Source organism: Sphingomonas oligophenolica (genome assembly GCF_039522915.1).
Taxonomy (GTDB): Bacteria; Pseudomonadota; Alphaproteobacteria; order Sphingomonadales; family Sphingomonadaceae; genus Sphingomonas; species Sphingomonas oligophenolica.
Window position 1 is genome coordinate 104,059 of the sequence record NZ_BAAAEH010000010.1, and the last position, 24,895, is coordinate 128,953.

At 66.4% G+C, this 24,895-nt stretch carries 24 protein-coding genes and 1 tRNA gene; 12 read left to right on the plus strand and 13 right to left on the minus strand.

Annotation, left to right across the window (positions count from 1 at the left end):
- Positions 1-199: 199 nt before the first annotated feature.
- From ABD050_RS07320 to ABD050_RS07345, 6 genes are all read left to right on the plus strand, one after another.
- The gene (locus ABD050_RS07320) at positions 200-2,695 is read left to right on the plus strand and encodes a helicase-related protein (protein ID WP_343888601.1); all 2,496 of its coding nucleotides are present in this window, start codon (positions 200-202) and stop codon (positions 2,693-2,695) included.
- Between the two features lie 22 nt (positions 2,696-2,717).
- Positions 2,718-3,020, plus strand: coding sequence for an RNA-binding S4 domain-containing protein (locus ABD050_RS07325; RefSeq protein WP_343888692.1), 303 nt, complete (start codon positions 2,718-2,720; stop codon positions 3,018-3,020).
- Between the two features lie 49 nt (positions 3,021-3,069).
- The gene (gene fdxA / locus ABD050_RS07330) at positions 3,070-3,411 is read left to right on the plus strand and encodes a ferredoxin FdxA (protein ID WP_343888602.1); all 342 of its coding nucleotides are present in this window, start codon (positions 3,070-3,072) and stop codon (positions 3,409-3,411) included.
- Positions 3,412-3,681: 270 nt separating this feature from the next.
- Positions 3,682-4,215, plus strand: coding sequence for a CarD family transcriptional regulator (locus tag ABD050_RS07335; protein ID WP_343888693.1), 534 nt, complete (start codon positions 3,682-3,684; stop codon positions 4,213-4,215).
- A 112-nt stretch (positions 4,216-4,327) separates the two neighbouring features.
- On the plus strand, positions 4,328-5,074 hold the full coding sequence (locus ABD050_RS07340; protein WP_343888603.1) for a head GIN domain-containing protein: 747 nt from the start codon (positions 4,328-4,330) through the stop codon (positions 5,072-5,074).
- A 42-nt stretch (positions 5,075-5,116) separates the two neighbouring features.
- Positions 5,117-5,827 (plus strand): head GIN domain-containing protein, encoded by a 711-nt coding sequence (locus ABD050_RS07345; protein WP_343888604.1) that lies wholly within the window; start codon positions 5,117-5,119, stop codon positions 5,825-5,827.
- A 13-nt stretch (positions 5,828-5,840) separates the two neighbouring features.
- Here ABD050_RS07345 and ABD050_RS07350 read toward each other — a convergent pair whose 3' ends face one another.
- Both ABD050_RS07350 and mgtE read right to left on the minus strand, forming a co-directional pair.
- A complete protein-coding gene (locus ABD050_RS07350; protein ID WP_343888605.1) occupies positions 5,841-6,245 on the minus strand; it encodes a DUF1489 family protein in 405 nt (134 codons plus the stop codon).
- Positions 6,246-6,316: 71 nt separating this feature from the next.
- The gene (gene mgtE, locus ABD050_RS07355) at positions 6,317-7,717 is read right to left on the minus strand and encodes a magnesium transporter (protein WP_343888606.1); all 1,401 of its coding nucleotides are present in this window, start codon (positions 7,715-7,717) and stop codon (positions 6,317-6,319) included.
- A 141-nt stretch (positions 7,718-7,858) separates the two neighbouring features.
- Here mgtE and ABD050_RS07360 point away from each other — a divergent pair, with 141 nt between their 5' ends.
- The gene (locus tag ABD050_RS07360; RefSeq protein WP_343888607.1) at positions 7,859-8,314 is read left to right on the plus strand and encodes a peptidylprolyl isomerase; all 456 of its coding nucleotides are present in this window, start codon (positions 7,859-7,861) and stop codon (positions 8,312-8,314) included.
- Between the two features lie 44 nt (positions 8,315-8,358).
- On the opposite strand, the gene ABD050_RS07365 is transcribed toward ABD050_RS07360, so the two are convergent.
- Positions 8,359-9,249: a LysR substrate-binding domain-containing protein gene (locus tag ABD050_RS07365; RefSeq protein WP_343888608.1), complete on the minus strand. Its 891-nt coding sequence runs from the start codon at positions 9,247-9,249 to the stop codon at positions 8,359-8,361.
- 323 nt (positions 9,250-9,572) lie between these two features.
- On the opposite strand from ABD050_RS07365, the gene ABD050_RS07370 reads away from it, so the two are divergent.
- Positions 9,573-11,867: a CDC48 family AAA ATPase gene (locus tag ABD050_RS07370; protein ID WP_343888609.1), complete on the plus strand. Its 2,295-nt coding sequence runs from the start codon at positions 9,573-9,575 to the stop codon at positions 11,865-11,867.
- A 271-nt stretch (positions 11,868-12,138) separates the two neighbouring features.
- On the plus strand, positions 12,139-12,957 hold the full coding sequence (locus tag ABD050_RS07375) for a class I SAM-dependent methyltransferase (protein WP_343888610.1): 819 nt from the start codon (positions 12,139-12,141) through the stop codon (positions 12,955-12,957).
- Between the two features lie 51 nt (positions 12,958-13,008).
- Here the strand turns inward: ABD050_RS07375 and ABD050_RS07380 are convergent, their stop codons facing one another.
- A complete protein-coding gene (locus ABD050_RS07380) occupies positions 13,009-14,277 on the minus strand; it encodes an MFS transporter (RefSeq protein ID WP_343888694.1) in 1,269 nt (422 codons plus the stop codon).
- Positions 14,278-14,315: 38 nt separating this feature from the next.
- Positions 14,316-14,639 (minus strand): antibiotic biosynthesis monooxygenase family protein, encoded by a 324-nt coding sequence (locus ABD050_RS07385; RefSeq protein WP_343888611.1) that lies wholly within the window; start codon positions 14,637-14,639, stop codon positions 14,316-14,318.
- A 150-nt stretch (positions 14,640-14,789) separates the two neighbouring features.
- On the opposite strand from ABD050_RS07385, the gene ABD050_RS07390 reads away from it, so the two are divergent.
- A complete protein-coding gene (locus tag ABD050_RS07390; protein WP_343888612.1) occupies positions 14,790-15,404 on the plus strand; it encodes a class I SAM-dependent methyltransferase in 615 nt (204 codons plus the stop codon).
- Between the two features lie 362 nt (positions 15,405-15,766).
- Here ABD050_RS07390 and ABD050_RS07395 read toward each other — a convergent pair whose 3' ends face one another.
- Positions 15,767-16,930: a phospholipase D-like domain-containing protein gene (locus ABD050_RS07395; RefSeq protein WP_343888613.1), complete on the minus strand. Its 1,164-nt coding sequence runs from the start codon at positions 16,928-16,930 to the stop codon at positions 15,767-15,769.
- 143 nt (positions 16,931-17,073) lie between these two features.
- Between ABD050_RS07395 and rpoZ the strand changes: the two genes are divergently transcribed.
- Entirely contained in the window at positions 17,074-17,418 is a 345-nt protein-coding gene (rpoZ, locus tag ABD050_RS07400) for a DNA-directed RNA polymerase subunit omega (protein WP_343888614.1), read from the plus strand.
- 56 nt (positions 17,419-17,474) lie between these two features.
- Here the strand turns inward: rpoZ and ABD050_RS07405 are convergent, their stop codons facing one another.
- Together ABD050_RS07405 and ABD050_RS07410 are read right to left on the minus strand one after the other, a co-directional pair.
- Positions 17,475-18,149: an RlmE family RNA methyltransferase gene (locus tag ABD050_RS07405; RefSeq protein ID WP_343888615.1), complete on the minus strand. Its 675-nt coding sequence runs from the start codon at positions 18,147-18,149 to the stop codon at positions 17,475-17,477.
- A 13-nt stretch (positions 18,150-18,162) separates the two neighbouring features.
- Positions 18,163-19,215 (minus strand): Ppx/GppA phosphatase family protein, encoded by a 1,053-nt coding sequence (locus ABD050_RS07410; protein WP_343888616.1) that lies wholly within the window; start codon positions 19,213-19,215, stop codon positions 18,163-18,165.
- A 158-nt stretch (positions 19,216-19,373) separates the two neighbouring features.
- Here ABD050_RS07410 and ABD050_RS07415 point away from each other — a divergent pair.
- Positions 19,374-19,447 (plus strand) — tRNA-Gln (locus ABD050_RS07415).
- Positions 19,448-19,801: 354 nt separating this feature from the next.
- Here the strand turns inward: ABD050_RS07415 and ABD050_RS07420 are convergent.
- The 5 genes from ABD050_RS07420 to ABD050_RS07440 all read right to left on the minus strand — a co-directional run bounded on the left by ABD050_RS07420 (position 19,802) and on the right by ABD050_RS07440 (position 24,894).
- Entirely contained in the window at positions 19,802-20,500 is a 699-nt protein-coding gene (locus ABD050_RS07420) for a GntR family transcriptional regulator (protein ID WP_343888617.1), read from the minus strand.
- Positions 20,501-20,722: 222 nt separating this feature from the next.
- Entirely contained in the window at positions 20,723-21,184 is a 462-nt protein-coding gene (locus ABD050_RS07425; RefSeq protein WP_343888618.1) for a c-type cytochrome, read from the minus strand.
- 2 nt (positions 21,185-21,186) lie between these two features.
- Positions 21,187-23,283, minus strand: coding sequence for an outer membrane protein assembly factor BamB family protein (locus ABD050_RS07430; RefSeq protein ID WP_343888619.1), 2,097 nt, complete (start codon positions 23,281-23,283; stop codon positions 21,187-21,189).
- Positions 23,284-23,497: 214 nt separating this feature from the next.
- Positions 23,498-24,517 (minus strand): SMP-30/gluconolactonase/LRE family protein, encoded by a 1,020-nt coding sequence (locus ABD050_RS07435; protein WP_343888620.1) that lies wholly within the window; start codon positions 24,515-24,517, stop codon positions 23,498-23,500.
- A 20-nt stretch (positions 24,518-24,537) separates the two neighbouring features.
- Positions 24,538-24,894, minus strand: coding sequence for a hypothetical protein (locus tag ABD050_RS07440; RefSeq protein ID WP_343888621.1), 357 nt, complete (start codon positions 24,892-24,894; stop codon positions 24,538-24,540).
- Between the last annotated feature and the right edge of the window lies 1 nt (position 24,895).

A 24,895-nucleotide genomic window follows, 5' to 3' on the forward strand; every position in this document is an offset into this window, starting at 1 on the left:
CGAGGTCAAATGACTGTGGCGACATTCCCCTAAAGTCAAATTAAGGAATGTTCCGCGCCGGGACTCGTGCGGCGAAACGTTGTAGCGCTGCGGCGAAGGGAGAATTCACCAAATCCGCTAAGCATTCTCTATGGTTAGCGCAGTTTTTGCGGGAGCGCTGGTTGCGCTGCGGCCATTGGCACTTAATGTATCGATCATCATGACTCGTGACAGCGAACGCCCGGTCACCGCGGTGCTTGGCCCGACCAACACCGGCAAGACCCACCTCGCGGTCGAGCGGCTGTGCGGCCATTCGAGCGGGATGATCGGCTTCCCGCTCAGGCTGCTGGCGCGCGAAGTCTATGATCGGGTGGTGAAGATCAAGGGCGCGGGCCAGGTCGCGCTGATCACCGGCGAGGAAAAGATCGTCCCGAGGGACGCGCGCTGGTTCCTGTGCACTGCCGAGTCGATGCCGCTCGATCGCGATCTGGCGTTCGTCGCGGTCGATGAGGCGCAACTCGGCGCTGATCCCGAGCGCGGCCATGTCTTCACTGACCGCATCCTGCGCGCCCGGGGCCGCGAGGAAACGATGATTCTCGGCTCCGAGGCGCTGCGCCCAATGCTCAAGGCGCTGGTGCCCGGCATCGACATCCTCAACCGGCCGCGCTTCTCGACGCTCAGCTATGCCGGCGCGCGCAAGATCTCGCGGCTGCCCAAGCGTTCGGCGATCGTCGCCTTCTCGGCGGAGGAGGTCTACGCTGTCGCTGAGATGCTCAGGCGATTGCGCGGCGGCGCGGCGGTGGTGATGGGGGCGCTCAGCCCACGGACCCGCAACGCCCAGGTCGCGATGTTCCAGGCCGGCGAAGTCGATTATCTCGTCGCGACCGACGCGATCGGCATGGGCCTCAACATGGATGTGGCGCATGTCGCCTTTGCCAGCCTCGACAAGTTCGACGGTCACCGCCAGCGCCGGCTGACCGTCGCCGAGATGGCGCAGATTGCCGGGCGTGCGGGGCGCCACCAGCGCGATGGCACGTTCGGCGCGCTGGTCGAGGAGGGGCCTGGGGCGTTCACTCCCGAGGAGGTGTCGGCGATCGAGGAGCATCGCTTTCCGCGCCTGGATTTCCTGTACTGGCGCGACGGCGAGCCCGACATGTCGAGCATCGATGCGCTGGTTGCGAGCCTCGAGGCGCGCCCTGCGGAGCGCGTTCTGCGCGCCGCGCCGCAGGCGACTGACCTTGCGGTGCTCAAGCGGCTCGCCGAGGAGGATTGGGTGCGCGACCGTGTCCGTACCCCGGCGATGGTGGCGCGGCTCTGGGCGGCGGCGGGGTTGCCCGATTTCCGCAAGCTCGGCGTCGATCCGCACGCGCGCTTCGTCGGCCGTCTGTTCGGCCATCTCAGCGAAGGGCAGGGCCATGTCCCGCACGCCTGGTTTGCCGAGGAGATCGCCCGGCTCGACAATGTCGCGGGCGATGTCGAGACTCTTGCCGGACGGATCGCGGCGGCGCGGAGCTGGGCCTATATCGCCAATCGCCCCGACTGGCTCGCTGACCCGGCGCATTGGGCCGGCCGCGCGGCGGCGGTCGAGGAGCGGCTCTCCGATGCGCTCCATCTCAGCCTGACTCAGCGCTTCGTCGACAAGCGCACGACCATGCTGCTTCGCCAGATCGGCGCGGATCGCGGCGCGCTGCCCGTCGTCATCGGCCCCGAGGGCGAGGTGATGGTCGAGGATCACGCGATCGGCCGGCTCGAGGGTTTTCGATTCACCGTGGCGGCCGATGCCCGGCACGGCGACAAGCGCCTCCTCCTCGCCGCGGCGGAACGCCGCCTCGGTGACGAGCGCGCCCGCCGCGGCGCTGCGCTGGCGGCGGCGGCCGACGAGGCGCTGGCGATCGAGGGCGATCGGCCCGCCATTCGCTGGGAGGGCCTCGAAGTGGCGCAGCTCGGTGCCGGGCCGACCCTGGTTCGCCCGCGGGTGATGCTCGATCGCACGCTCGATTGTCTCGAACGCGGGTTGCGCTCGAAGATCCAGGCCCGGCTCGAACAATGGCTTGCCGGCCAGCTCGGCCGGCGGCTTCCCGGGCTGGTCGCGCTCGACACGGCGCAGCGCGATCCGCTGGCGCCACCCGCGCTTCGCGCCGTCGCTGCCGCGCTGGTGGCGGCCGGCGGCATCACTGCCCGTTCGGATATTGCCGCGTCAGTCGATTCGCTCGATTCGGCGGGGCGAAGGCAACTTCGCGCGCACGGCGTGACGATCGGTGCGCTCGATCTGTTCGATGCCAGGCTGCTCAAGCCCGGCCCCGTACGCTGGCGGCGGGTGTTGCGCATTGCCCGGGGCGAGACACTCGCCGCCGCCCCGCCCGACAGCGCGAGCGTGCTCGATCGCGCGGCGTCAGGCGCCACGCTGGCCGATGGCTATCGGCCGCTCGGCGCCCAGGCAGTCCGGATCGACCTGGTCGAGCGGATTGCCCGCGCCGCGCATGATGCCCGCGCCGGCCGCAAGCCGTTCGCGCCCGATCCAGCGCTGGCGATCTCGATGGGGGTGAAGCCGGAGACGCTGGCGCGCCTGATGGCGGCGCTCGGCTTCCGCACCGCGGCCGCAGTCGAGGGTGCGCCGCGCTGGGTGTGGCGCGGCATCGTCCGCGCTAAAGTCGCGCCCCCGTCGCGCGACAATGCGTTTGCCGCGCTCGCCGGCCTGGGGTCGACCTTTGGCTGAGGGCGGGGCCGGCGGCGGCGCGATGCGGCTTGATCGCTTCCTCTGGTTCGCCCGCTTCGCCAGGACGCGCAGCGCCGCCCAGGCGCTGGCCCAGGCCGGCAATGTCCGGGTCGATGGCCGCCGGGTGGAGCGCGGGCACGTCCCGGTCCGTATCGGCTCGACGCTTGCCTTTCTGCAGGGAGACCGGGTCCGCGCGATCCGGGTCGAGAAGCTGCCGCCACGCCGCGGCCCGGCACCCGAAGCGCAGGCCTGTTATGTCGATCTGCTTGCTGAGAATGTCTCGCAGGAGCCGAGGGGCGTTGACGGCGACGGCGACGGCGCATAGCAGACGGGCGTTCAGCCGGTTCTGGGTTCCGGTCGAGGGGAGTGCCGTAATGACCTACGTCGTCACCGATGCCTGCATCAAGTGCAAGTACATGGATTGCGTCGAGGTTTGCCCCGTCGACTGTTTCTACGAAGGCGAGAACATGCTGGTGATCAATCCCAGCGAGTGCATCGATTGCGGCGTCTGCGAGCCCGAATGCCCCGCTGAAGCGATCCTGCCCGATACCGAGAGCGGGCTCGAACAGTGGCTCGAGCTCAACAATACTTTCTCGTCGCAATGGCCCAATGTCACGCGCAAGAATGATCAGACGCCCGAAGATGCCGACGCGCACAAGGGCGAGACGGGCAAGTATGACAAATTCTTCTCGCCCGAACCCGGCAAGGGCGATTGATCGGCCGATCCGTCGGCCCGAATGGGTGGGCGCGAAGGGCAGAAACGCCGGATAGCGTCGTCTTTGTCCTGATAATAGCGGTAACGGCCAGCGTTCGGCGACGTTTGGCTGGTAATTTTATTACGACTATGCTACATGGATCAAGACGGAGGCGTGGATTCGCGTCATCCGCCTGGAGAAGCTGAAATCAACACCCCCTTTTCGCGCGCGCGCAGCTTAGCTGCCGCCGCGCATCCTCAGGGGAATCGGTCCATGGAAAGGCTCAACGGAATGGCTGCCAAGGCGCTGTCCTTCGACGTCGGCGATTATGTCGTATACCCCAAGCACGGCGTCGGCCGTGTCATCGAGCTGCAACGGCAGGAAATCGCCGGCATGCAACTCGAACTTTATGTGCTTCGCTTCGAAAAGGAGCGGATGACGCTCCGCGTTCCCACCAACAAGGCCGAGAGCGTCGGCATGCGCAAGCTCTCGTCCGACAAGACCCTGCGCGAAGCGCTCGATACGCTGACCGGCAAGCCACGCGTGAAGCGCACCATGTGGTCGCGTCGCGCCCAGGAATATGAAGCCAAGATCAATTCGGGCGACCTCGTGTCGATCGCCGAAGTGGTCCGGGATCTGTTCCGTGCCGACGACCAGCCCGAGCAGAGCTATTCCGAGCGTCAGATCTTCGAAGCGGCGACCAGCCGCCTCGCGCGCGAACTCGCCGCGATGGAGCAGGTCGACGAGCCGACCGCGCAGGAGAAGATCCTCGAGATTCTGCGCAAGGCAGCGGCGATCCACAACAAGGACAAGATTCCCGCCTGATTCGGGAAGCCTGTTTCGAGAAGACCATGAGGGGCGGCCGGCAACGGCCGCCCTTTTTGGTTGCGCGGCGTTCCTCGGTGTATTATAGAAACAACACACATTGGAGGATTTTATGCGTCCTGTCGCCCTGATGGCAGCCCTGATCGCCGCCCTTCCGCTCGTTGCCTGTTCCTATCATTCGGATGACGATTCGAAGCCGGGCGTTGCCGGCTCGGGCACCGGCACGTCGCGCAGCTTTGCGGTCGCCGATTTCACCGGCGTCGATCTGCGCGGTTCTGACGATGTCGATATCCGCGTCGGCACCGGCTTTTCGGTGCGGGCCGAAGGCCCCTCGGCCGAGCTCGACAAGCTCAAGATCGAGAAGGTCGGTGACACGCTCCGGATCGGCCGGATCAATGGCAGCGGCTTCCATTGGGGTGGCGGCAGCCACAAGGGCGTGACGGTCTTCGTGACGATGCCGCGGATCGCCGAGGCGGCCATCGCCGGCTCGGCCAATATGAGCGTCGACCGCGTCGATGGCCAGAGCTTCAAGGGCGAGAGCGCCGGCTCGGGCGATCTCGACGTCGCCTCGCTCAATGTCCAGACGGGCGATTTCTCGATCGCCGGCTCGGGCGGAATGAAGCTCAAGGGCTCGTCCAGACATCTGAAGATCGCGATCGCCGGCTCGGGCGATGTCGATGCCGGCGGGCTCAAGGCCGAAGGCGCCGATGTCTCGGTAGCGGGCTCGGGCGGCGTGCGCGCCGACGTCACCGGCCCGGCCCAGGTCTCGGTGATGGGGTCGGGCGATGTCGATCTCGGCTCGGGCGCGAAATGCAGCACGAGCAAGATGGGCTCGGGCGACGTTCACTGCGGCAGCTGAGCCGGGCTTGCCAGCGCGGCGCATAGGGTGAATGTCGGGCGGATGATCCGCTATCTCCCGCTGTTCGCTATCGTCCTCGCCCCCGGTTCCGCCCAGGCCGCCGATCGCACCTATTCGATCGGCAGCTTCGACCGGATCCGCGTCGAGGGACCGTTCGACGTCCGGCTCGCGATCGGCCCGTCGCCGGGCGCGCGCGCCGAGGGCGATCCGCACGCGACCGACGATCTCGATATCCGAGTAGAAGGCACCACCCTGATCGTCCGCGCCGGGGTCGGCGGCTGGGGCGAGCAGGCCGCCACCGGCGCGATCGCCGCGCCGGTCGTCACCGTCTCGATCGCGACGATCCGCAGCGCGCTGGTGATCGGCGGCGGCCGGCTGTCGATCGATGGCCCGGTCCGCGGCCAGCGGATCGACCTCTCGCTGACCGGCAGCGGATCGCTGAGCGTCGGCGGGCTCGAGGCGGACCAGCTTTTCGTCACCCTGCTCGGCGCGGGCGACATCGCGCTCGCCGGGCATGCCGCCAAAGCGCATCTCACCACCAGCGGCCCGGGCCGGATCGCCGCTGCGCCGCTCGTCGCCGACGATCTCACGCTCCGCCTCGACGGCAATGGCGAGACCCGGGTGACCGCGCGCTACACTGCCACGGTCACCACCACCGGCCTCGGCGCCGCCACCGTTTACGGCACCCCGGCCTGCACGGTGAAGGCAATGGCCGGTGGTCCGATCAGCTGCGGCAAGCTGCCCGCACCCTGATCAGCCGGGCGCTTCAGAGCAGCCCAAGACCCGAGAGCTTGCCCATCAACGCCGCGGGCATCTGGTCGCCCACAACCATGTCGTCGCCCAGATCGACGGGGGCATCGCAGTCCTCCAGATAACGCCACCCCTGATGGGCGCGTTTGGGCCGGGCATGGGTGAGAATCAGCACCGGATCGATATGGATCGCGACTCGCCCGCCTTCGGCCTCGCCGAAGCTGAGGATAGGCGAGCGGGCGATCAGCTGGTGCTTGAGGATCCAGAACAGCGATCCCTGACCGGCAATTTCCTCGTGTCGCTTGGGGAGATAGCGCGTCGTCAGGAATACCGGACCGGCCTCGGCGCGCGCGCGCAGCCGCTCGGCGAGATGCTCGACGCCCGTCGTCCCGAACGCGACCTTGGTGATGTGAAGCGGCATGATGGCGATCTGGGGACGATGGCGCCGCTCGGCAACCGGAGTCTTGCAGCCGCCGTCGCGTTGAACAGGCTCTAGGCGCTGAGCCCCCAGAGCATCGCCAGGCCGAGAAAGGTGAAAAAGCCCATGCAATCAGTCATCATCGTCACGAATACAGCTGACGACACCGCCGGATCGACTCCGGCGCGCTCCAGCCCGACCGGAATCAGGACGCCCGAAAGCCCGGCGACGAGGTTGTTGATCAGGATCGACAGCCCGAACACGATGCCGAGCGAGAGATTGCCGTAGATCAGTCCGGTGCCGCACCCGATCAGCAGGCCGAGCAACATGCCGTTGGCAAGCGCGATCATGAATTCGCGCGTGATCATCCGAGTCGTGTTCGAACTGGTCAGCTGATTGGTCGCGAGCGCGCGCACGACCACCGCGAGCGTCTGGGTGCCGGCGTTGCCGCCCATTCCCGAGACGATTCCCATCAACGCCGCAAGCAGCGCGAATTTGGCGATCTCGGCCTCGAACAGACCCACCACCGATGCTGCCAGCAACGCGGTGCCGAGATTGATCACCAGCCAGACGAAGCGCGTCCGCACGGTGAGCCGGATCGGCTCGTTGATGTCGCCCTCGCCGGCGCCCGACAGGCGGAGGATATCCTCGCCCGCCTCTTCGGAGATGATGTGGACCACGTCGTCGACCGTGATCATGCCGACCAGCCGCCCGCCCGAATCGACCACCGCTGCGGAGATGAGCGCATATTTCTGGAAGCGCAGCGCGACCTCTTCCTGGTCCATGTCGACCGGGATCAGCGTCTGCTCGCGCTTCATCACATCGCTGATCGCAACCCCGCGCGGCGTGCGCAGGATCCAGGAGAGCTGGCAGGTGCCGACCGGCTTGTGCGCCGGATCGACGACGTAGATTTCCCAGAAGTCGGTCGTCAGCTCCTCATGGCCGCGCAGATAATCGATGGCATCGCCGACGGTCCAATGCTCGGGCACCGCGATCAGCTCGCGCTGCATCAGGCGGCCGGCTGATTCCTCGGGATAGGAAAGCGCTTCCTCGATCGCGGCGCGGTCGTCGGGGTCGAGCGCGCGGAGCACGGCGCGCTGGTCGTCCTCCTCCATGTCCTCGATAATCGCGACCGCGTCGTCGGTATCGAGTTCGGAGGCGATGTCGGCGACCTGATGCGGCTCGAGCGCGTCGATCAGATCCTCGCGGACATAATCGTTCATCTCGGCGAACACATCGGCGTCGAGCAAGTCGGTGATCGCCTTGGCGAGCGCGGCGCGCTCCTCGTGCGGCGTCAGCTCGAACAGGTCGGCGATATCGGCCGGGTGAAGCGGCTCGACCAACGCCCGCGCCGCTTCGGAGTCGCCCTCCTCGACAGCATCGAGCACCGCGCGGACGAATTCCGGCTTGAGCCGGTCGTCCTCGTCGAGCTGCTGGGAATCGGCCTCGGGCTGGCTAAGCTCGGTCTCGCTCATCATGGACCTCCTTGCCCGTTCGGGCGCGGTCTAGCGCCGTGTCGGCGCCCTGCCAATCATTTGGACCAATCATCCCGGTTTGCCAGCGAAGCTGCGCGGGGCTAGGGGCGTCGCAACCCGTTTTCCAGGAGAGTTTTCCCTATGGCCGATACCCCCGAAACCCTGACGCTGACGCTCGCCACCGGCGATGTCACGATCAAGCTGCGCCCAGATCTCGCCCCGCAGCATGTCGCGCGAATCGTCGAGCTCGCCAATGACGGCTTTTACGACGGCGTGGTCTTTCACCGCGTGATTCCGGGCTTCATGGCCCAGGGCGGTGACCCCACCGGCACCGGCATGCACGGCTCGGACAAGCCCAATCTTCCGGCCGAATTCTCGAAGGAGCCGCACAAGCGCGGCACTGCCTCGATGGCGCGCGCGCAGAGCCCGAACAGCGCCAACAGCCAGTTCTTCATCTGCTTCGACGATGCCCGCTTCCTCGATGGCCAGTACACCGTCTGGGGCGAAGTGACCGAGGGCATGGAGCATATCGACGCGCTGCCCAAGGGCGAGCCGCCCCGCGAGCCCGGCAAGATCGTCAAGGCACGCGCTGCGTAAGCTTGCTTGAAAGCCCCTCCCCTGATGGGGAGGGGCGAATGGGCTCACACCCCCGGATCGCCGATCGTCGCGATCAGCCAGTCGTGGAACAGCCGCACCGGGCGCTGAGTCAGCGCGCGGGGCCGGCAGGCGAACCAGTAGCTGTACGGGCTCTCGACATCGATATCGAACAATTTGACCAGCCGCTCGTCATGCGCGTCGGCGAAATGGCTCTCATGCATGAAGGCGATGCCGAGCCCCTGCGCCGCCGCCTCGAGCATCAGCGCGCCCGAATCGAAATGGTCGATCGCCAGCGGCTCGATATCGCCAAGGCCGGCGGCGTGGCGCCAGGCGCTGAAGGTGTCGGGCATGTCGCGGTGGACGAGCACGGTGAGGCCGGCGAGCTGTTCAGGACGGGTTATCGGGTTTTCGCGTTCGATCAGGTTGCGCGCGCCGATCACATAGACTGAATTGCGGTCGAGCCTCTTTGCGTAGAGCGCCGGATCGATTTCGCGGGCGAGCGCGATCACCGCATCGAGCCCGTCGCCGAGCCGGGCTAGGCCGTGCGCCGCGGTATCGATGTCGAGATGGAGCTCGGGATGCTTCGCCCGCAACTCGCCGAGGCGGGGAAACAGGCGCTGCGAGGCGAACAACGGCAGGATGCCGAGCCGCAGCCGCAGCACATCGGTGCCGCTGGTCATCACCTCGACCGCGTCGGAGAGGCTGTCGAGCGCCGGCGCGATCTGCTGGAGCAGCCGCTCGCCATCAGCGTTGAGTACCACCGCTTGATGCCGGCGATCGAACAATGGCTTGCCGATGAAGCGCTCGAGCGCCTGGACGCGCCGGCTGAGCGCAGGCGGCGACAGCGCCAGCTCCTGCGAGGCAGCCTTGATCGACCCGAGCCTGGCGACCTGGACGAACGCCTCGATCGCGGTCAACGGCGGCAATCTACGCATCTTGGTAGCGCTCCCTTGTGCAGTGCATCATATACCCACTTCTCTAAACCTAGCATTCCCCCTCGGCATATTGCCAGTGCCGATTGCATCAGACGCAATCACCGCGTCTTACTTCGCACTTGCAACATAAACCGCTGCGGCGCACATAGGGGGTGCCTTTCAGGCATCCTCTCCTAAAACTTTCCAGGCCGGTCCCTCGGGATCGGCCCTTTTTTTGTCTTTATTTCAGCGGCTTGTGCGAACCTCCTGGTCAAATGCTCGCATAACGGGAACCTGCCTCCTATGTCGCGCGCTCAACGATGAGCTCCAGAGGATATCCTTACATGGCGGATAGCGAAGTCCCCGTCCGGAAATTGCAGGTCGCCAATGCGCGGCCCGAAGATAGCGGCCGCGGGCTTGCCCATGTCCCGCGTGCGCTGATGGCGGCGCTCGGCATTGGCGAAGGGGACGTGATCGAGATCGTCGGCAAGAGCACGACGCCGGCGCGCGTGGTCGCGCCCTATGCCGAGGACGAAGGACTAGAGATCATCCGGATCGACGGCCTGCAGCGCGCCAATGCCGGGGTTGGTTCGGGCGATTTCGTCGAGATCCGCAAGGTCGAATCCAAACCAGCGACGCGTGTCGTCTTCGCCCCCGCCCAGCAGAATCTGCGGCTCCAGGGCTCATCGAGCGCGCTCAAGCGCACCTTTTTCGGCCGCCCGCTCACCCAGGGCGATGTCGTGGCGACTGCCGGCCAGCAGCGCGTCGACAATATGCCTCCCGGGGTCCAGCAATTCCTCCGCGCGCCCGCTTATGCGCTTCAGGAGATCCGTCTCGCGGTGATCGCGACGACGCCCAAGGGCGTCGTCCATGTCGACGAGAATACCGAGATCGAGCTCCGCCCCGAATATGAGGAGCCCAAGGAAGCGCGCCGCGCCGATGTCACCTATGACGATATCGGCGGCATGGGGCAGACGATCGACCAGCTCCGCGAGATGGTCGAACTGCCGCTGCGCTATCCCGAGCTGTTCCAGCGCCTCGGCGTCGATCCGCCCAAGGGCGTGCTGCTTCATGGGCCGCCCGGCACCGGCAAGACGCGGCTCGCCCGTGCCGTCGCGAATGAATCGGCGGCTGAATTCTTCCTGATCAATGGTCCCGAGATCATGGGGTCGGCGTATGGCGAATCGGAAAGCAAGCTGCGCCAGGTGTTCGAGGATGCAGCCAAGGCGGCGCCGTCGATCGTCTTCATCGACGAGATCGATTCGATCGCCCCGAAGCGCGGCCAGGTCTCGGGCGAGGCGGAGAAGCGGCTCGTCGCGCAGCTGCTGACGCTGATGGACGGGCTCGAGGCGCGTACCAATGTCGTCGTCATCGCCGCGACCAATCGCCCCGAGGCGATCGACGAAGCGCTGCGCCGGCCCGGCCGGTTCGATCGCGAGATCGTCGTCGGCGTGCCCGACGAGCGCGGCCGCCGCGAGATTCTCGGCATCCATACCCGCGGCATGCCGCTCGGCGACAAGGTCGATCTCGGCGAGCTCGCCCGGACCACCTACGGCTTTGTCGGCGCCGATATCGCCGCGCTCGCCCGCGAGGCGGCGATCGAGGCGGTGCGCAAGATCATGCCGCGGCTCAATCTCGCCGAGGGCACGATTCCGCCCGAAGTGCTCGATACGCTGGCGGTCACGCGCGAGGATTTCCTCGATGCGCTGAAGCGCGTCCAGCCCTCGGCGATGCGCGAAGTGATGGTCGAGGCGCCGCGGGTCCGCTGGGAGGATGTAGGCGGGCTCGACAAGGCGCAGGCGCGCCTGAAGGAAGGCGTCGAGCTGCCGCTCAAGGATCCCGACGCGTTCCGTCGCCTCGGCATCCGGCCGGCCAAGGGCTTTCTGCTCTACGGCCCGCCCGGCACCGGCAAGACCCTGCTCGCCAAGGCGGTCGCGCGTGAGGCGGAGGCGAATTTCATCGCCACCAAATCGTCCGACCTGCTGAGCAAATGGTATGGCGAATCGGAGCAGCAGATCGCGCGCCTGTTCGCCCGGGCGCGCCAGGTGGCACCGTGCATCATCTTCATTGACGAGCTCGATTCGCTGGTCCCCGCGCGCGGCGGCGGCATGGGCGAGCCGCAGGTGACCGAGCGGGTGGTCAACACCATTCTGTCGGAGATGGACGGGCTCGAGGAGCTTCAATCGGTTGTGGTGATCGGCGCGACCAACCGGCCGAACCTCATCGACCCGGCGTTGCTGCGCCCGGGCCGCTTCGACGAGCTGGTCTATGTCGGCGTGCCCGACAAGGCCGGGCGGCGACGCATCCTCGCGATCCAGACCGGCAAGATGCCGCTCGCCCCCGATGTCGATCTCGACGAGATGGCGAGCCGCACCGAGCGCTTCACCGGCGCCGATCTCGAGGATCTGGTCCGCCGCGCCGGTCTCGTCGCGCTGCGCCAGTCGCTCAGTGTAGCCGAGGTGACGATGGCGCATTTCGAGGAGGCGCTCCTCGACTCGCGCGCTTCGGTAACACCCGAAATGGAGCGGGAGTATGAACAGATGGCCGCGCGGCTTAAGCAGGAAGCCTCGGCCATCCAGCCGATCGGTTTCATCACGCACGGCCAGCTTCGATCGCGCGGTCCGAAGGAGAGCGATTAAGGGCGGGCAGCAGGTCGTCATGCCCCGGGATGATCAGAAAATGCTCGGGGCGTCTCGTCCTGCATCCACAGGGCGGTGGCCTGGCAGTTCGCTATCCGGCGACCTTGGGTTCCGGGGGCTTCGGTAGCTCCCGGAACCCGATACCGGCTCCGACGGTTCGGGATCGATACGAGGACCGGCCGGAAGTGCCGAAGGATCGGCCGCTGACGATCATGCCGCACCGGCATAAGCTGACATTGCGCTTTGACCATTTCCCTCGCAGACCTGAGGTATGACGGCGCCCCCCACAGTGCAGGATCCGGGAGATCAGGCGCGGGCTGAGCTGGCCGAGCTCATCGATCTGCAAATGTCTCCGCTTGGCTTGATCGCCATGGATGCCCTGGCTCCAGCGAGCGGCCAGACGGTGTTGGACGTCGGGTGCGGTGCAGGCGAATCGCTTTTGCAGTTGGTCGATCGGGTAGGACCAGCCGGCTGCGTCATCGGCGTCGACATCGCGCCGCGCGTCCTGGCGGTCGCGCGCGCCAGGACAGCGCATCTGCCTCAAGTGACGGTGTTGCAAAGGGATGCCGCAGGCTTGACGCTGCCTGATCAAAGCATCGACTGCATTTTCTCTCGTTTTGGAATGATGTTCTTTGCTCATCCAATCGTCGCCTTTGCGAACATGCGTCGAATGCTGAAGCACGGCGGGAGGATAGGCTTTGTCTGCTGGAGATCGATGCGGGAGAATGAATTGGACTTCGGTCCGGTGGAGGCCGCCGGTCTCGGCGCCATGGTCGATAGCACGCCCTTCAGCTTCGAGAGTGCCGACACGATCGATCAGCTTCTTCGAGCAGCAGGCTTTCACGATATCACCATCACAGCCAACGACAGCCGCGTGTCCAGCGGCGATGCCGACGCGATGGTGAAAGTGGTCACACGCGTCGGTGCCTTGGGAAAGATCCTGAGGGAAGCGCCGGCGCTCCTTCCCGAAGCCGAGCCGCTGGTGCGCGCCGCTCTGTCGGCGCGCGAGCAAGGCGGCAAAGTGAGTCTGCGAGCTGCGACATGGATTGTCACAGCCGCCGCCGATGAGAGCAGCCGGCGTAAAATCTGAGCCATTCGTCCTGAGCGGGTAGCGGTCCTGATCTAACGCACGATGTTCTAGCTAAGCGCCCGACGGCCAGGAGTCGTGGCGCGGTTCGCGCAACGCCACCCATGCATAGCCGAACATCAGCACAAGCGCGGCGCTCGCGGTCAGATAGGGCAGCGCATGCCGCCACTCGTACAGGCCGACGCCGATTGACGGCCCGAGCACGAACGCCGCGCCGTTGATCGACGTCACCTTGCCGGCGACCGACCCCTGCGCTGCATGCCCCACCGCGAGCGAGGAGCCGGCGGTGAAGCCCGGCCGGGTAAAGCCGAAGCCGATCGAGGCAAGCGCATAGGCGGTCGCAATGCCGTAAAGCGAGGTCGCAAGCCCGGTCATCGCGCAGCCCGCGCTGGCGAACACCAGCCCGGTCAGCACGAGCTGGCGCGGTTTCAGGTCGAGCAGCGGGATGATTCCCCATTGCACGAGCAAGGCGGCGCCGGCACCCATCATCAGCACGATGCCGGTCGGCTGAAGCGCGTCGGCCGGCGCGACATGCAGCCGGTCGATGACCAGAAAGCCGATCGCCTGCCCGGTCATCGCCTGGGCATGGCCCATCACCAGCCCGGCGATCATCCAGGCGCGGATGCGCGGATCAGCATAGCCGACATGCTCGCTGTGGGGCTCGGTCGCGGCGGTGACGCTGGCGCCCGAGCTTTGCCCGCCGATCGAGGGATAGGCATTGGCGGCGCCGTGCGTGCCCGGCTGCGGCGTCAGGTCGTTGGGCAGGCGGCGCCATACAGCGAGGAACATGCCCGCACCGAACAGGGCGAACAGGAAAGCAGGTCCCGAAAGCCCGATCGTCACCGCGCCGATGCCGCCGAGGATCAGATAAGGCGCGATCGCGGGCCCCAGGATCGTGCCGAGCCCGAAGGCCGACCCGAGCAGGGTCAGCGCGCGCGTCCGCTCCTCGCGGCTCGTCCGTCCGGCGACCAGCGCCTGCACCGCGGGAGGTGCCGCCGCGCCAAAGGTTCCGTAGATCAGCCGCCCGGCGATGAAGCAGATGAACGCCGCGGTGCCGCTGATCCAGCCATTGATTCCGGCAGCGAGAAACAGGCCGCACAGCGACAGCGATACGCTGAAGCCGCCGATCCCGAGCAGGATCATCGCACGGCGGCCGTGCCGGTCCGAGCGCTTTGCCCAGTAGGGCGCGGCGAGCACCCAGAGCAGCGCCGAGACTGAAAAGGCGGCCGCCACCGCGCTGTCGGCGACCTTGAGTTCGCGCCCGAGCGCGGGCAGCACTGATTGCAGCGCCGTATTTCCCGCCGCGATCGTCAGCATCACCATGAACAGCAAGGCGAAGTCGCGATTGATCGCCGGGCTTCTCACCCTTTTTCCCACGCATAGGATCGCTGCGCCGCGCATACGATCACCTCATAGCGCTGATACCAGCGGTCGCGCCCGGCATCGCGGATCGCCTTGTGCTCGGGGTGGTCGCGCCATTGCAGCGCACTCGCTTCGTCAGCCCAGAAGCTCAGGGTGATGCCAAGCCCGTCGGTGCCGCGCGTGCTCTCGATGCCGCGATAGCCGGGCTGCGCTGCAGCGAGCGACTCCATCGCCGCCGCGGCTGCGCCATAGCCGGCGTCATCGGCTCCGGTGCGGATAGAAAGGAAGATCACCACGATCTGGCCGGATCGGTCGCTGCGCATTGCCTCCGATTAGGCGCTTCATCCTCTCGTGCAACCCCGAACGGGGCCAGGATCACGCCGGATCGAAAGGAGATCGCAACCCTAAAGCTTGAATGTTCGTTACAGGATTGCGACAGACATGAGTCAGTCCAGTTTCAAAAGGGATCGCCTGTGACCGTTTCGACCACCGCCGCCCGACGTCAGCGCCGGGCCGCTGCCGGCGTGCCCTCGCCCTGGGGGATGTTCCTGCGGGGCTTTTTCAAGCATCCGGTGATGGTGGGGTCTATCGTCCCCTCGTCGGGCAAGCTGATCCGCAAGATGCTTGGCCCGGTCGACTGGGAGAATACCAGGCTGTTCGTCGAATATGGCCCCGGCGTCGGCACCTTCTGCCCGCACATCCTCGAGCGGCTCCCGGCGGACGCCAAATATATCGCGATCGATACCAACCCGGACTTCATCCGCTATCTGCGCCACGAGATCACCGATCCGCGCTTCATGGCGGTTGGCGGTTCAGCCGCCGATGTGCGCCAGATCGTCAACGATCATGGTTTCGATCACGCCGATTACGTCCTGTCGGGGCTGCCCTTTTCGACTCTCCCCGCGGGTGTCGGCGACGCCATCGGCCAGGCGACCGCAGATGTGCTTCGCCCGGGCGGCGCCTTTCTGGTGTATCAATTCTCGCCCAAATGCCGTGACTTCATCGAGCCCTATCTGCCGCGTATCGATCACGACATGGAATGGTGGAACGTTCCGCCGGCCCAGCTTTACTGGGCCTGGAAGGACTGAACCGGCATCGCCTGGCCCGTCCGGAGCGGTGAATCGATTCAATCGAGCCGGCAATCGCGCAACGATGCGGACGGACGTCGTGTCGGCGTCCCCGCTCTTTGACATGACTGCACTATCGTAACGACGCCCACCGCTGTTCCGGTGGGCCGCGCCGCTGTTATCCCGCTGTTCCGGCGATTCCGCCGCTGTTATCGCCGCTGTTCCGCCGCTGTTATGCGATAACAGCGAAATCGCGTACAAGCTTTTGATAACGCCTAAGAAAATTGTTCCCAAAACCCTACATAACAGCGGCGAAAAAGAATTTTTCGAAAAACAGCGGGAACAGCGGAAATCACCCGGCGCGGATCCCGGCGGCGCCTCCTTCAACGCTGCTCGGGTCCGAAGTTCAGCCGCTTGGTCACGTTGAAATCGAGCACCGTCATCACGAAAAAGGCGGCCGCCTGCTTCACCCGCACCCACCAGTTGGTGCGCGCCTTGTAGAGCGCTGCGGTGATTCGCTCCGAATCGGCGATCTCGCCATCGACATAGCCGCGGACATGAGCGGCAAAGCCGGTGTCCTCGATCCGAAGCATCATCTCGAGGTTGAGGAACAGGCTGCGGACGTCGTAATTGGCTGAGCCGATATAGACGACATCGTCGACCACGAAGAGCTTGGTGTGCAGCTTGGTCGGCTGATATTCGTAGATCTCGACGCGCTTGCGCAGCAAGCCGGCATAGGTGAAGCGCGACGCCCAGATCGCGGCGCCGTGATCATTCTTGGACGGCAGCACGATTCGAACGCGGCCGCGCATGCCTGCCCGGTCGAGCCGGTTGAGCATGCCGGGGCTCGGCGCGAAATAGCCGGCGATGATGTCGGTCTTGCGCGCCGTCTGGAGATCGCGCTTGATCGCGCGCGCCCAGGGCGAGAGCTTCCGGCCCGGGCCCCCGAACAGCCATCGCGTCTTGCCCTGGGGCTCGCTCCAGGCCTGGAGCGAGCGGCGCAGCGCGCGTAGCGGCGCCTTGGGGTGCCGGGTCCAGCGCGCGAGCGAATCGAAATAGCCGGCGATATGCCCCGCTGCCGGCCCCTCGACGAGCAGACCGAGATCGCGCCAGGCCTGTTCGGCGGGCGTGCCGAAATAGCTGTCCTCGACGTTGAAACCGCCGATGATTGCGCGCCCCTCGTCGGCCAGCGCGAGCTTCTGATGGTTGCGCAGCAGATAGCGCCGCCCCCAGCGCGGCACGAAGCGGCACACATCGACGCCGGCCTCACGGAGCGGCTCGAAGAATCGGTGCTGCTCGGCCAGCTCGCTGCCAAGGCCGTCGACGACCAGGTGGACCTTCACGCCGCGGGTCGCGGCATCGATCATCGCCTTGCGAACCCGGGCGCCGGCTCCATCGTCGACATAGATATAATAGATGATGCGCAGCGTCCGCTCGGCGCCCTCGATCAGCGCGATCAGCGCGTCGAGCCGCCGCGGGCCGGTGTCGAGCATCGTCAGCTGGTTGCCGTCGACGGTGAAGCTCGGCTGGATCGCGGGTTCTGGCACGAAAGGGTGATGGCCACGCGCGCGAGCGCGCGCAAGCCGCTTTCCGCCCGCGCGCCCGCGCAAGCTGCTTTCCTTGACTTGGGAGGGCGCGCGCCCTAGATCGCGCGTCTTCTCTTTTATCGTTGTTGCGAAGGAAGCCGTTCATGGCGCGCGTCACTGTCGAGGATTGCGTCGACAAGATCCCCAACCGGTTCGACCTGGTACTTTATGCAGCGCAGCGTGCGCGGCAGATTTCCGGCGGCGCCGATCTCACCATTGATCGCGATCGTGACAAGAATCCGGTCGTCGCGCTCCGCGAGATCGCCGAGGAAACCGTCCGTCCGAATCACCTCGAGGAAGCGGTCGTCTCGGGCCTGCAGCGCGTCCAGGTCGATGACGAGGATACGCCCGACGAGATCGGCAGCCTCGCGGCCTCGGCCGAAGCGCTCCGCCTCACTGCGGCCGCGCCCCCGCGCAACCAGAATCTGGGCGGCGATTACGAGGGCTGAGCCTTCGCCGTCTTGCTTGAGTTGAAAGGCCCGCGTGATTCGCGGGCCTTTTGCTGTCAGGCGGTGGCGCTCCGCCCCTTGAACCCCTGCGCCACGACATACCATTCGGACGATCCCTTGCGGCTCGCCGGCGGCTTGGCATGCTTCACTGTCTTGAAGTTGCGCTTGAGTTCGGCGACCAGCGCCGAATCGGCGCCGCCCGCGAACACCTTGCCGATGAACGCCCCGCCGGGCTCGAGCACATCGACGGCAAAGGCGAGCCCCGCCTCGACCAGCGCCATCGTCCGTAGGGCATCGGTCTGGGGATGGCCGACGGTGTTGGCGGCCATGTCCGACAGGACGAGGTCGGGCGCGCCGCCCAGCGCCTCGATCAGCCTGTCGGGTGCTGCGTCGTCCATGAAGTCCATATGGAGGATGACGACGTCGTCGATCGGATCGACCGGCAACAGGTCGATCCCGACGATCGCCGCGCGCGGCAGGCGCCGGCGCGCAACCTGCGCCCAGCCGCCCGGGGCGATGCCGAGATCGACGACTCGCTTGGTTCCCTTCAGGAATCCGAACCGCTCGTCGAGTTCGATCAGCTTGTAGGCGGCCCGGCTGCGATAGCCCTCCGCCTTGGCGCGCTTCACATAGGGGTCGTTGAGCTGGCGATCGAGCCAGCGCGTCGATTGCGCGGTGCGCCGGCGCGCTGTCTTGACGCGGACCCTGAGGCCGCCCCCATCCTTGCTCATCGCGTGTCCTTGCTCACAGGGCTTTCCCCCCGATCAACCGGCGCAGGATGCCCTCGCGAATGCCGCGATCGGCAACGCCGAGGCGTTCGGCGGGCCATAGATCCATGATCGTCTCGAGGATCGCACACCCCGCCACCACCAGGTCGGCGCGCTCGGTGCCGATGCAGGGCAGGGTGGCGCGCTCGGCGAGGCTCATCCGCGACAGGTCGCTGCTGATCTTGCGCATCGAGCTTGCCGGCACGATCAGCCCGTCGACCGCCGAGCGGTCATAATGCGACAGGCCGAGATGGACGCTGGCGAGCGTCGTCACCGTGCCGCTGGTCCCGAGCAGCCGCGGGCGGTCGATGTTGCGCGGCAGGCGGCCGGCAAAGCCGGCAAAGCTTTCGGCGACAAGGGAGCGCATCCGGGCATAGGCGACCGCGAGTCCGTCCCGCCCGTCGCCGCTGCCCACGCTTTCGGTCAGCGAGACGACCCCCCAGGGCGCGCTGTGCCAGTCGAGCACGACTGGCACGCGCGGGCGGGTGTCGATCAGCACCAGTTCGGTCGATCCGCCGCCGATGTCGAACACAAGCGCCGGGTCGTCGCCGGGCTCTATCAGCGCGTGGCAGCCGAGCACCGCGAGCCGCGCCTCTTCCTCGGCCGAAATGACGTCGAGATGGATGCCGGTCTCGGCATAGGCGCGGGCGATGAACTCCGTCCCGTTGCTGGCGCGGCGGCACGCCTCGGTCGCGACCGAGCGTGAGAGCGCGACGTTGCGGCGCTTCAGCTTGTCGGCACAGACCTTCAGCGCGGCAAGCGTCCGGTCGATGGCCGCGTCGCTGAGGCGTCCGGTCGCCGCGAGCCCTTCGCCCAGCCTGACGATTCGCGAAAAGGCATCGACCACCGCGAAGCCCGTGCCCTGTGGCCGGGCAATCAGGAGGCGGCAATTATTGGTGCCTAGGTCGAGCGCGGCGAAATGGCGCGCCTCTGGCCAACGCGGGCGCCCTGCCGCGGTGGCATTGGGAGTCGGCGCCGGACGGGCAGGACGATCCTGCCGGTACGGCATTTTCGGCGAGTGATCCGCCATGCCGTGTGTACTCGCTATTATGTTCTGCCGTCGCGGCTGGCGCAGGCCTGCCGTTCGGTGCTTGACGCAAGGGGTAGCGCAGGGCGCGGCTTGCGGCAAGCAGTCCGCCGCGGCTCGGTTGACAGCCAGCGCCTGCCACCCTAGATCGCCAGCCGCGCTGCCCTGTCGTCTAAAGGTAAGACTACGGACTCTGACTCCGTTAATTGAGGTTCGAATCCTCACGGGGCATCCATTTCCGCCCGTCATCTGCGGCGCTGGCCGCCCGCATTCAGCCGATCGAAGAGCCTCGCTTGATCGGGGCGCCGATGCGGCATGCGCGTCACGCGCGGCGCAACGTATTGGACAATCATTTGTGCGGGAGAGACGCGGCCGGGCGGCCTTCTGGGGGGAGATGGTCGCCCGGCCGACTTTTTACCACCGTAAGCGGCTCGGGGGGCGAGCCGTCTCGGTCGGTGGCTCGCAATTAAGCCCGGATCGCCGAGAAGGACTCTCAGGAAAAATACGTAAATGCCGGCAGCCCCGGCCGGGATGGCGCCGCGCAGCGACAGGGCGATGCGCCGGGCTCGCCAGCGCCGTCGACGATCGCCTAGATTCCGCCCCGCCGTGCCGGGCTCACGGCGCGTGGCTCGGGGCTGGTTCGGGCGGCAATCCGCACCGATGCCTCCTCCATCCTCACCCGCGATCGTTCGAGATGGGTGCGCATCGCCGCTTCGGCTGCCGCCGGATCGCGCGCGAGCAGGGCGTGGATGATCTCGGCATGCTCCTGTGCGGCTTCCTGCGGAGCGTTGGTGTTGAACAGGAAGCGGAAGATGTGGAGATGCATGTGCAGCCGCGCGATGGTGTCGGCGATCAGCGGGTTGCCGCTCCCGGTCGCGACCAGGCTGTGCAGCATCGCGTCGGCCTCGGCGAAGCGGGCATAAGCGACGCCGGTTTCGGCCTGGATCCGGTCCATCTCCTCTTCCATCGCCGCAAGTTGACGGAGCGTCTCGTCGGTCATCGATTCGGCGGCGCGGGCGGCCGCATAGGGCTCGATCAGCTGGCGCAGCACATAGAGGTCGCTGACTTCCGACGGGGTCATCTGCGCGCTGGCGTGATAGCCGACATTGGGCACCTTGATGACGAGCTTTTCGGCTTCGAGCCGGCTCAGTGCCTCGCGGATCGGGGTCTGCGAGATGCCGAGCTTGCGTGCGACCGCGTCGATGCCGATCCGCGTTCCCGGGGCGATCTCCATCGAGACGAGCATCGAGAGCAAATGCTCATGCGCCCAGGCCACCAATGTCGGCACCGGCGCCGGGCGGGGCGAGCGATAGCCTGCCGGCGGATAAGACAAGGGGGGGTCGGGGTTTTCCATAGGGTCTCGAACTGGAACGGCGCCGAAGCGTCCAATGCGGGAACTATAGGATATCCGATCGAATCGCGAAAGGACGATCGAACGACGCCCAGGCGATCAAGTTCAGCCGGATTGGTACAATCCGCGGCGGACCGCCAGGTCCGCCACGCGCCCGGCTCATCCCGCCGGCTTGGTGCCGAGGATCTTGGTTCCCGCCATCATTGCCGGTTCGCTCGGCAGCGGTGTCGTGCCCGCCGGGAAGCCGTTGGCCTGGAAAATGAAGGCTTCGATATCGGAGACCGTCTTGCCGCCCAGGCTGCCCGGGTCGTTCGCCGGCATCGTATCATGGATTCGGCTGAACAGGTCGCCCGTGGTGGTGCTGTTCCAGTTGTTGAGGAAGGTGCCGCCGATCAGCGCCGGGGCTGAATCGCCGCCGGCGAGCGCCGGGCCGTGGCAGCTCGCGCAGCTCGTCATATAGGCCGCCTTGCCGCGGCTTGCCTGGTCGGCGGTATAGACCCCGCCCCAGACATTGGCGGCCGGCGCCTGCGCGCGCGTTGCAACCGCAATGGTCACCGCGAACAGGCCGGTCGCCGCCAGCAACGCGGCCCGTCCGGCGGAGGGCTTGAAGGGGGTACGCATACTCATGTCTCCCTGGGCAGTTTGAACGCAACCAGCTCACCGCTATAGTTGCCGCCGCCGATCGCGACGACAAGATATTGGCGGCCGCCGAGCATATAGGTCATCGGTGATCCGCTTTGTGGCGCCGGGATATAGACGGCGCCCTTTTCCTCGCCGGTGGCCTTGTCATAGGCGCGCAGCATCGCACCGCGCACGCCCTGCGGGTTGGTGAAGAATCCGGCCTCGCCGCAGATTACCAGCGATTTGGTGCACAGCGGCCCGAGATTGCCCTCGCGGCCGGTACGGGGAATCTTCAGGCCCTTCAGCGCGGGGTGGTTGCGGATATTGTCCGGCGTCTCGCCATGCGCGATTTGCCAGGCGATATCGCCCCGGGTCAGGTCGATCGCAGTGATCCGGCCATAGGGCGGCTTGATGAGCGGCAGGCCGCGTACGCTGACCGGGCCGGGGCGCGGCCCCTTGGGGGCGCCAGGCGGCGGCGGGGGCGGCGGTCGGAAGCTGCCTTCGTTCGCAGCACCCATTGCGTGCTGCGCCTGGGGCGGCACCCCGGCCATGCCGTGGACATAGGCGAAATCGGAGACATTCTTGTCGGTGCTCGGCACGATGCCGATCGGCTGCATCGTCGTCTTGGAATAGACATAGACCTTGCACGTCTCGGGATCGTAGCAGCCGCCCGGCCAGTTGGTGCCGCCCTGAAGCCCCGGCGCGACCAGCGTGCCGAACGGGCCGCCCGGCTTGCTCAGCGTCGGCGGCGTATAAAGCGGGCCGGTGACGTAATTCTTGACCAGCTCGAGCGCCTCGGCATGGAGCTCGGGGGTGAAATCGATCAGATTGTCCGGGGTCGAGCCCTGGCGGTCATAGGCCGGCGGCTTGGTCGGGAAGGGCTGGGTGGGCGAATACCATTCGCCCGGCACGTCGCCGGCTGGGACCTTGCGCTCGACGATCGGCCAGATCGGCTTGCCGGTCTCGCGGTTGAGGACGTACAGAAAGGCCTGCTTGGTCGGCTGGGCGAGCGCCTTCACCATCCTGCCCTCATGCGGAATGTCGCACAGGATCGGCGCGCAGGGGATATCGCGGTCCCACAGGCCGTGATGGACGAACTGATAATGCCATTTGCGCTGGCCGGTCATGATGTCGACCGCAACCAGCGATTCGCCGAACAGCGCCGCGCCGTGGCGATACAGCCCCATCTCGTCGCCGGTCGGCAGCTCGATCGGGAGATAGACCAGGCCGAGCTCCTCGTCGGCTGACATCTGTGCCCAGACGCCGCCATTGCCCGCCTGGTCGGCATCGCCGTCGAGCCAGGTGTCGTAGCCGAATTCGCCCTTTTTCGGGATGGTGTGGAAGATCCACAGCCGCTTGCCTGTCGTGACGTCGAAGCCGCGGACATAGCCTTTCACGTTGAACCGCGTCGCCGGCACATCGCCCGCGCTGTGGGCAGCGCCGACCACCACGACATTCTTCACGACCAGCGGCGTCGAATGCAGGCCGACATCAGCGGTCAGCGGATCGATCTGCTGGTCGAAATCGGCCTTGAGGTCGATCACGCCCTTGTCGCCGAAATCGGGGTCGGGAATGCCGGTCGCCGCGTCGAGCGACACTAGCCGGTAGCCGGTGGTGACGAACAGGACCCGCTCCCTGGTCCCGTCGGTCCAATAGGAGCAGCCATGGCCCGAGAGCTGACGCGGCGAGTTCGCGGCGCGCTGGCCTTCGTCCATGCGGTACATCCACAGCATCTCGCCGGTCGTCGCATCGAGCGCGATGCAGTCGCGCCGCGCCCCCGCGGTCAGGAACAGCCGGCCCTTGACCAGCAGCGGCGTCACCTCGAACTGATATTCCCGCCGCGCGCCGAGCGCATCGGTCTTGAAGCGCCAGGCGACTTCGAGATCGTTGAAATTGGCCGCGTTGATCTGGTCGAGCGGGGCGTAGCGCGTGTTCGCCTGGTCAGCCGCATAATGGCGCCATTCAGTGTCGACCTTGGGGTCGTGGGGCGGGATCGGCGGCGGCGTCCACCCGGACGCAGTCTTTGCGACACCTGCCCTGGCCAGCAACAGGGTGGCGCCGGTGCTCAACAACAGGCTTCGTCTGGACAAGCTGGACATTCAACGCTCCTGTGACGGGCAGTCTTTCGCGGCCCTGAACGGCAGCTAGCACAGCTGCCCGAGTGATCCTATAGGATATAGCATAAGCCGTTATTCGAAAAGGCTCGGCGCGAACTCTTGGGAAAGATGGAAAAAAAGGACAGGGCGGCGTGGGGACCGCCCTGCCCAGGTGCTCCCGAGCGGCAAGGCGCGGGGGGGGGGGGGTAGGTCAGCGTCAGCGGCGATAGAGTGGCATCTCTCCCATCACCTTGAGATGGATGCGATACACGCTGGTCGACGCAGTGATGTAGAGGTCGCGATAGCCGGGGCCGCCAAAGCCCAGATTGGCCGCTACCTCGGGCAGCTTGATCAGGCCAAGCACCTTGCCCTGCGGCGTGATGATTCGAATGCCGCCCGGGCCGGTGCTCCAGACATTGCCGTTCATGTCGACCTTCAGCCCGTCGGGCCCGCCGCGGCCCATGCTGCGATCATAGGCGATCAGCACCCGCGGATTGGAGAGCGTACCGCCCGGGCCGACATCATAGGCGCGGGTGAACATCTCCGGCCCATAGCTGTTGACGTAGAAGGTCTTGCCGTCCGGCGAAAAGCCGAGCCCGTTGGGAAGCTTCAGGTCAGTGACCATCGGCATGAGCTTGCCGTTCGCGTAGCGATAGACAGCGGCAAATGGCTGTTCGAGCGGGGGCGAGGGCTCCATGTTCATCGGGCCGAAGGGCGGGTCAGTGAACCACAGCGCGCCGTCCTTCGCGAAGACCAGGTCGTTGGGGCTGTTGATCTTCTTGCCCTGATAGGTGCTCAGGAAGGGCGTGATCTTGAGATTGGCATCGAGTCGCGAGAGGTTGCGGCCGCCCTGCTGGGCGTAGAGGATCGTGCCGTCCTTGTCGGTGACCATTGCGTTCGGTCCCAGCGTCTTGCCGGGCTTGGGGTTGGGATAGCCGCCGGCATGGGCGACCAGGAGCTCGACCTTGCCCTCCGGCGTGACGGCGCGGATCTCCTCGCCACCGACGTCCGAGAACCAAAGCCGGCCCTGGCGCCACATCGGTCCCTCGATGAACTTGAAGCCGGTCGCCACCCGTTCGATCTGCGTGCCGGGCGCGATCAGCGCGTCAAGGGCGGGGTCGAGGCGCACGATCTCGGGCGTTGCCTGCGCCGGCACCTCCTGGGCGGGTGCGGTGCCGGCCAATCCCAGCGTGCTTCCCAGCGCGAGCGCGAATGTCAGCCTGATCCTCATCGTCATCCCCCTTGTTCCTATCGTCCTCATTTCGCCGCCGGCTTGGCCGGTGCCGTGAAATTCTCGGCGAGATAGCCGATCACGACATTTTCATCATCGGGCGACAGATCAGCGCCGCGGTCTACCATCAGCTGAACGGTCGCTGCCCAGTCGTCCGGGCTGCGGCGCTGGCTGAACACGCTCGCTGTGGTGTGACAGCCGCTGCACTTCTCGTTGATGATCGTGAGGCCAGGCCCCGGCGGAGGCGCCGGTTGCGTGGCTGCTGTCGGCGCGGCCGGCGTTGTCGGCGCCGTCTGAGCCTCGAGCGCCCGCGTTGCCACCAGGGCGAAAGCAAGCCCCGTCACCATCGTCGCCGTCCTGCGTATCGTCAGCATCTCGACCATC

Coding starts and splice junctions, on each gene's coding strand:
- ABD050_RS07320 (WP_343888601.1), top strand. CDS start 200: ATGACTCGTGACAGCGAACGCCCGGTCACCGCGGTGCTTGGCCCGACC.
- ABD050_RS07325 (WP_343888692.1), top strand. CDS start 2,718: ATGCGGCTTGATCGCTTCCTCTGGTTCGCCCGCTTCGCCAGGACGCGC.
- fdxA (WP_343888602.1), top strand. CDS start 3,070: ATGACCTACGTCGTCACCGATGCCTGCATCAAGTGCAAGTACATGGAT.
- ABD050_RS07335 (WP_343888693.1), top strand. CDS start 3,682: ATGGCTGCCAAGGCGCTGTCCTTCGACGTCGGCGATTATGTCGTATAC.
- ABD050_RS07340 (WP_343888603.1), top strand. CDS start 4,328: ATGCGTCCTGTCGCCCTGATGGCAGCCCTGATCGCCGCCCTTCCGCTC.
- ABD050_RS07345 (WP_343888604.1), top strand. CDS start 5,117: ATGATCCGCTATCTCCCGCTGTTCGCTATCGTCCTCGCCCCCGGTTCC.
- ABD050_RS07350 (WP_343888605.1), bottom strand. CDS start 6,245: ATGCCGCTTCACATCACCAAGGTCGCGTTCGGGACGACGGGCGTCGAG.
- mgtE (WP_343888606.1), bottom strand. CDS start 7,717: ATGAGCGAGACCGAGCTTAGCCAGCCCGAGGCCGATTCCCAGCAGCTC.
- ABD050_RS07360 (WP_343888607.1), top strand. CDS start 7,859: ATGGCCGATACCCCCGAAACCCTGACGCTGACGCTCGCCACCGGCGAT.
- ABD050_RS07365 (WP_343888608.1), bottom strand. CDS start 9,249: ATGCGTAGATTGCCGCCGTTGACCGCGATCGAGGCGTTCGTCCAGGTC.
- ABD050_RS07370 (WP_343888609.1), top strand. CDS start 9,573: ATGGCGGATAGCGAAGTCCCCGTCCGGAAATTGCAGGTCGCCAATGCG.
- ABD050_RS07375 (WP_343888610.1), top strand. CDS start 12,139: ATGACGGCGCCCCCCACAGTGCAGGATCCGGGAGATCAGGCGCGGGCT.
- ABD050_RS07380 (WP_343888694.1), bottom strand. CDS start 14,277: ATGGTGATGCTGACGATCGCGGCGGGAAATACGGCGCTGCAATCAGTG.
- ABD050_RS07385 (WP_343888611.1), bottom strand. CDS start 14,639: ATGCGCAGCGACCGATCCGGCCAGATCGTGGTGATCTTCCTTTCTATC.
- rpoZ (WP_343888614.1), top strand. CDS start 17,074: ATGGCGCGCGTCACTGTCGAGGATTGCGTCGACAAGATCCCCAACCGG.
- ABD050_RS07405 (WP_343888615.1), bottom strand. CDS start 18,149: ATGAGCAAGGATGGGGGCGGCCTCAGGGTCCGCGTCAAGACAGCGCGC.
- ABD050_RS07410 (WP_343888616.1), bottom strand. CDS start 19,215: ATGGCGGATCACTCGCCGAAAATGCCGTACCGGCAGGATCGTCCTGCC.
- ABD050_RS07425 (WP_343888618.1), bottom strand. CDS start 21,184: ATGCGTACCCCCTTCAAGCCCTCCGCCGGACGGGCCGCGTTGCTGGCG.
- ABD050_RS07430 (WP_343888619.1), bottom strand. CDS start 23,283: ATGTCCAGCTTGTCCAGACGAAGCCTGTTGTTGAGCACCGGCGCCACC.
- ABD050_RS07435 (WP_343888620.1), bottom strand. CDS start 24,517: ATGACGATGAGGATCAGGCTGACATTCGCGCTCGCGCTGGGAAGCACG.
- ABD050_RS07440 (WP_343888621.1), bottom strand. CDS start 24,894: ATGGTCGAGATGCTGACGATACGCAGGACGGCGACGATGGTGACGGGG.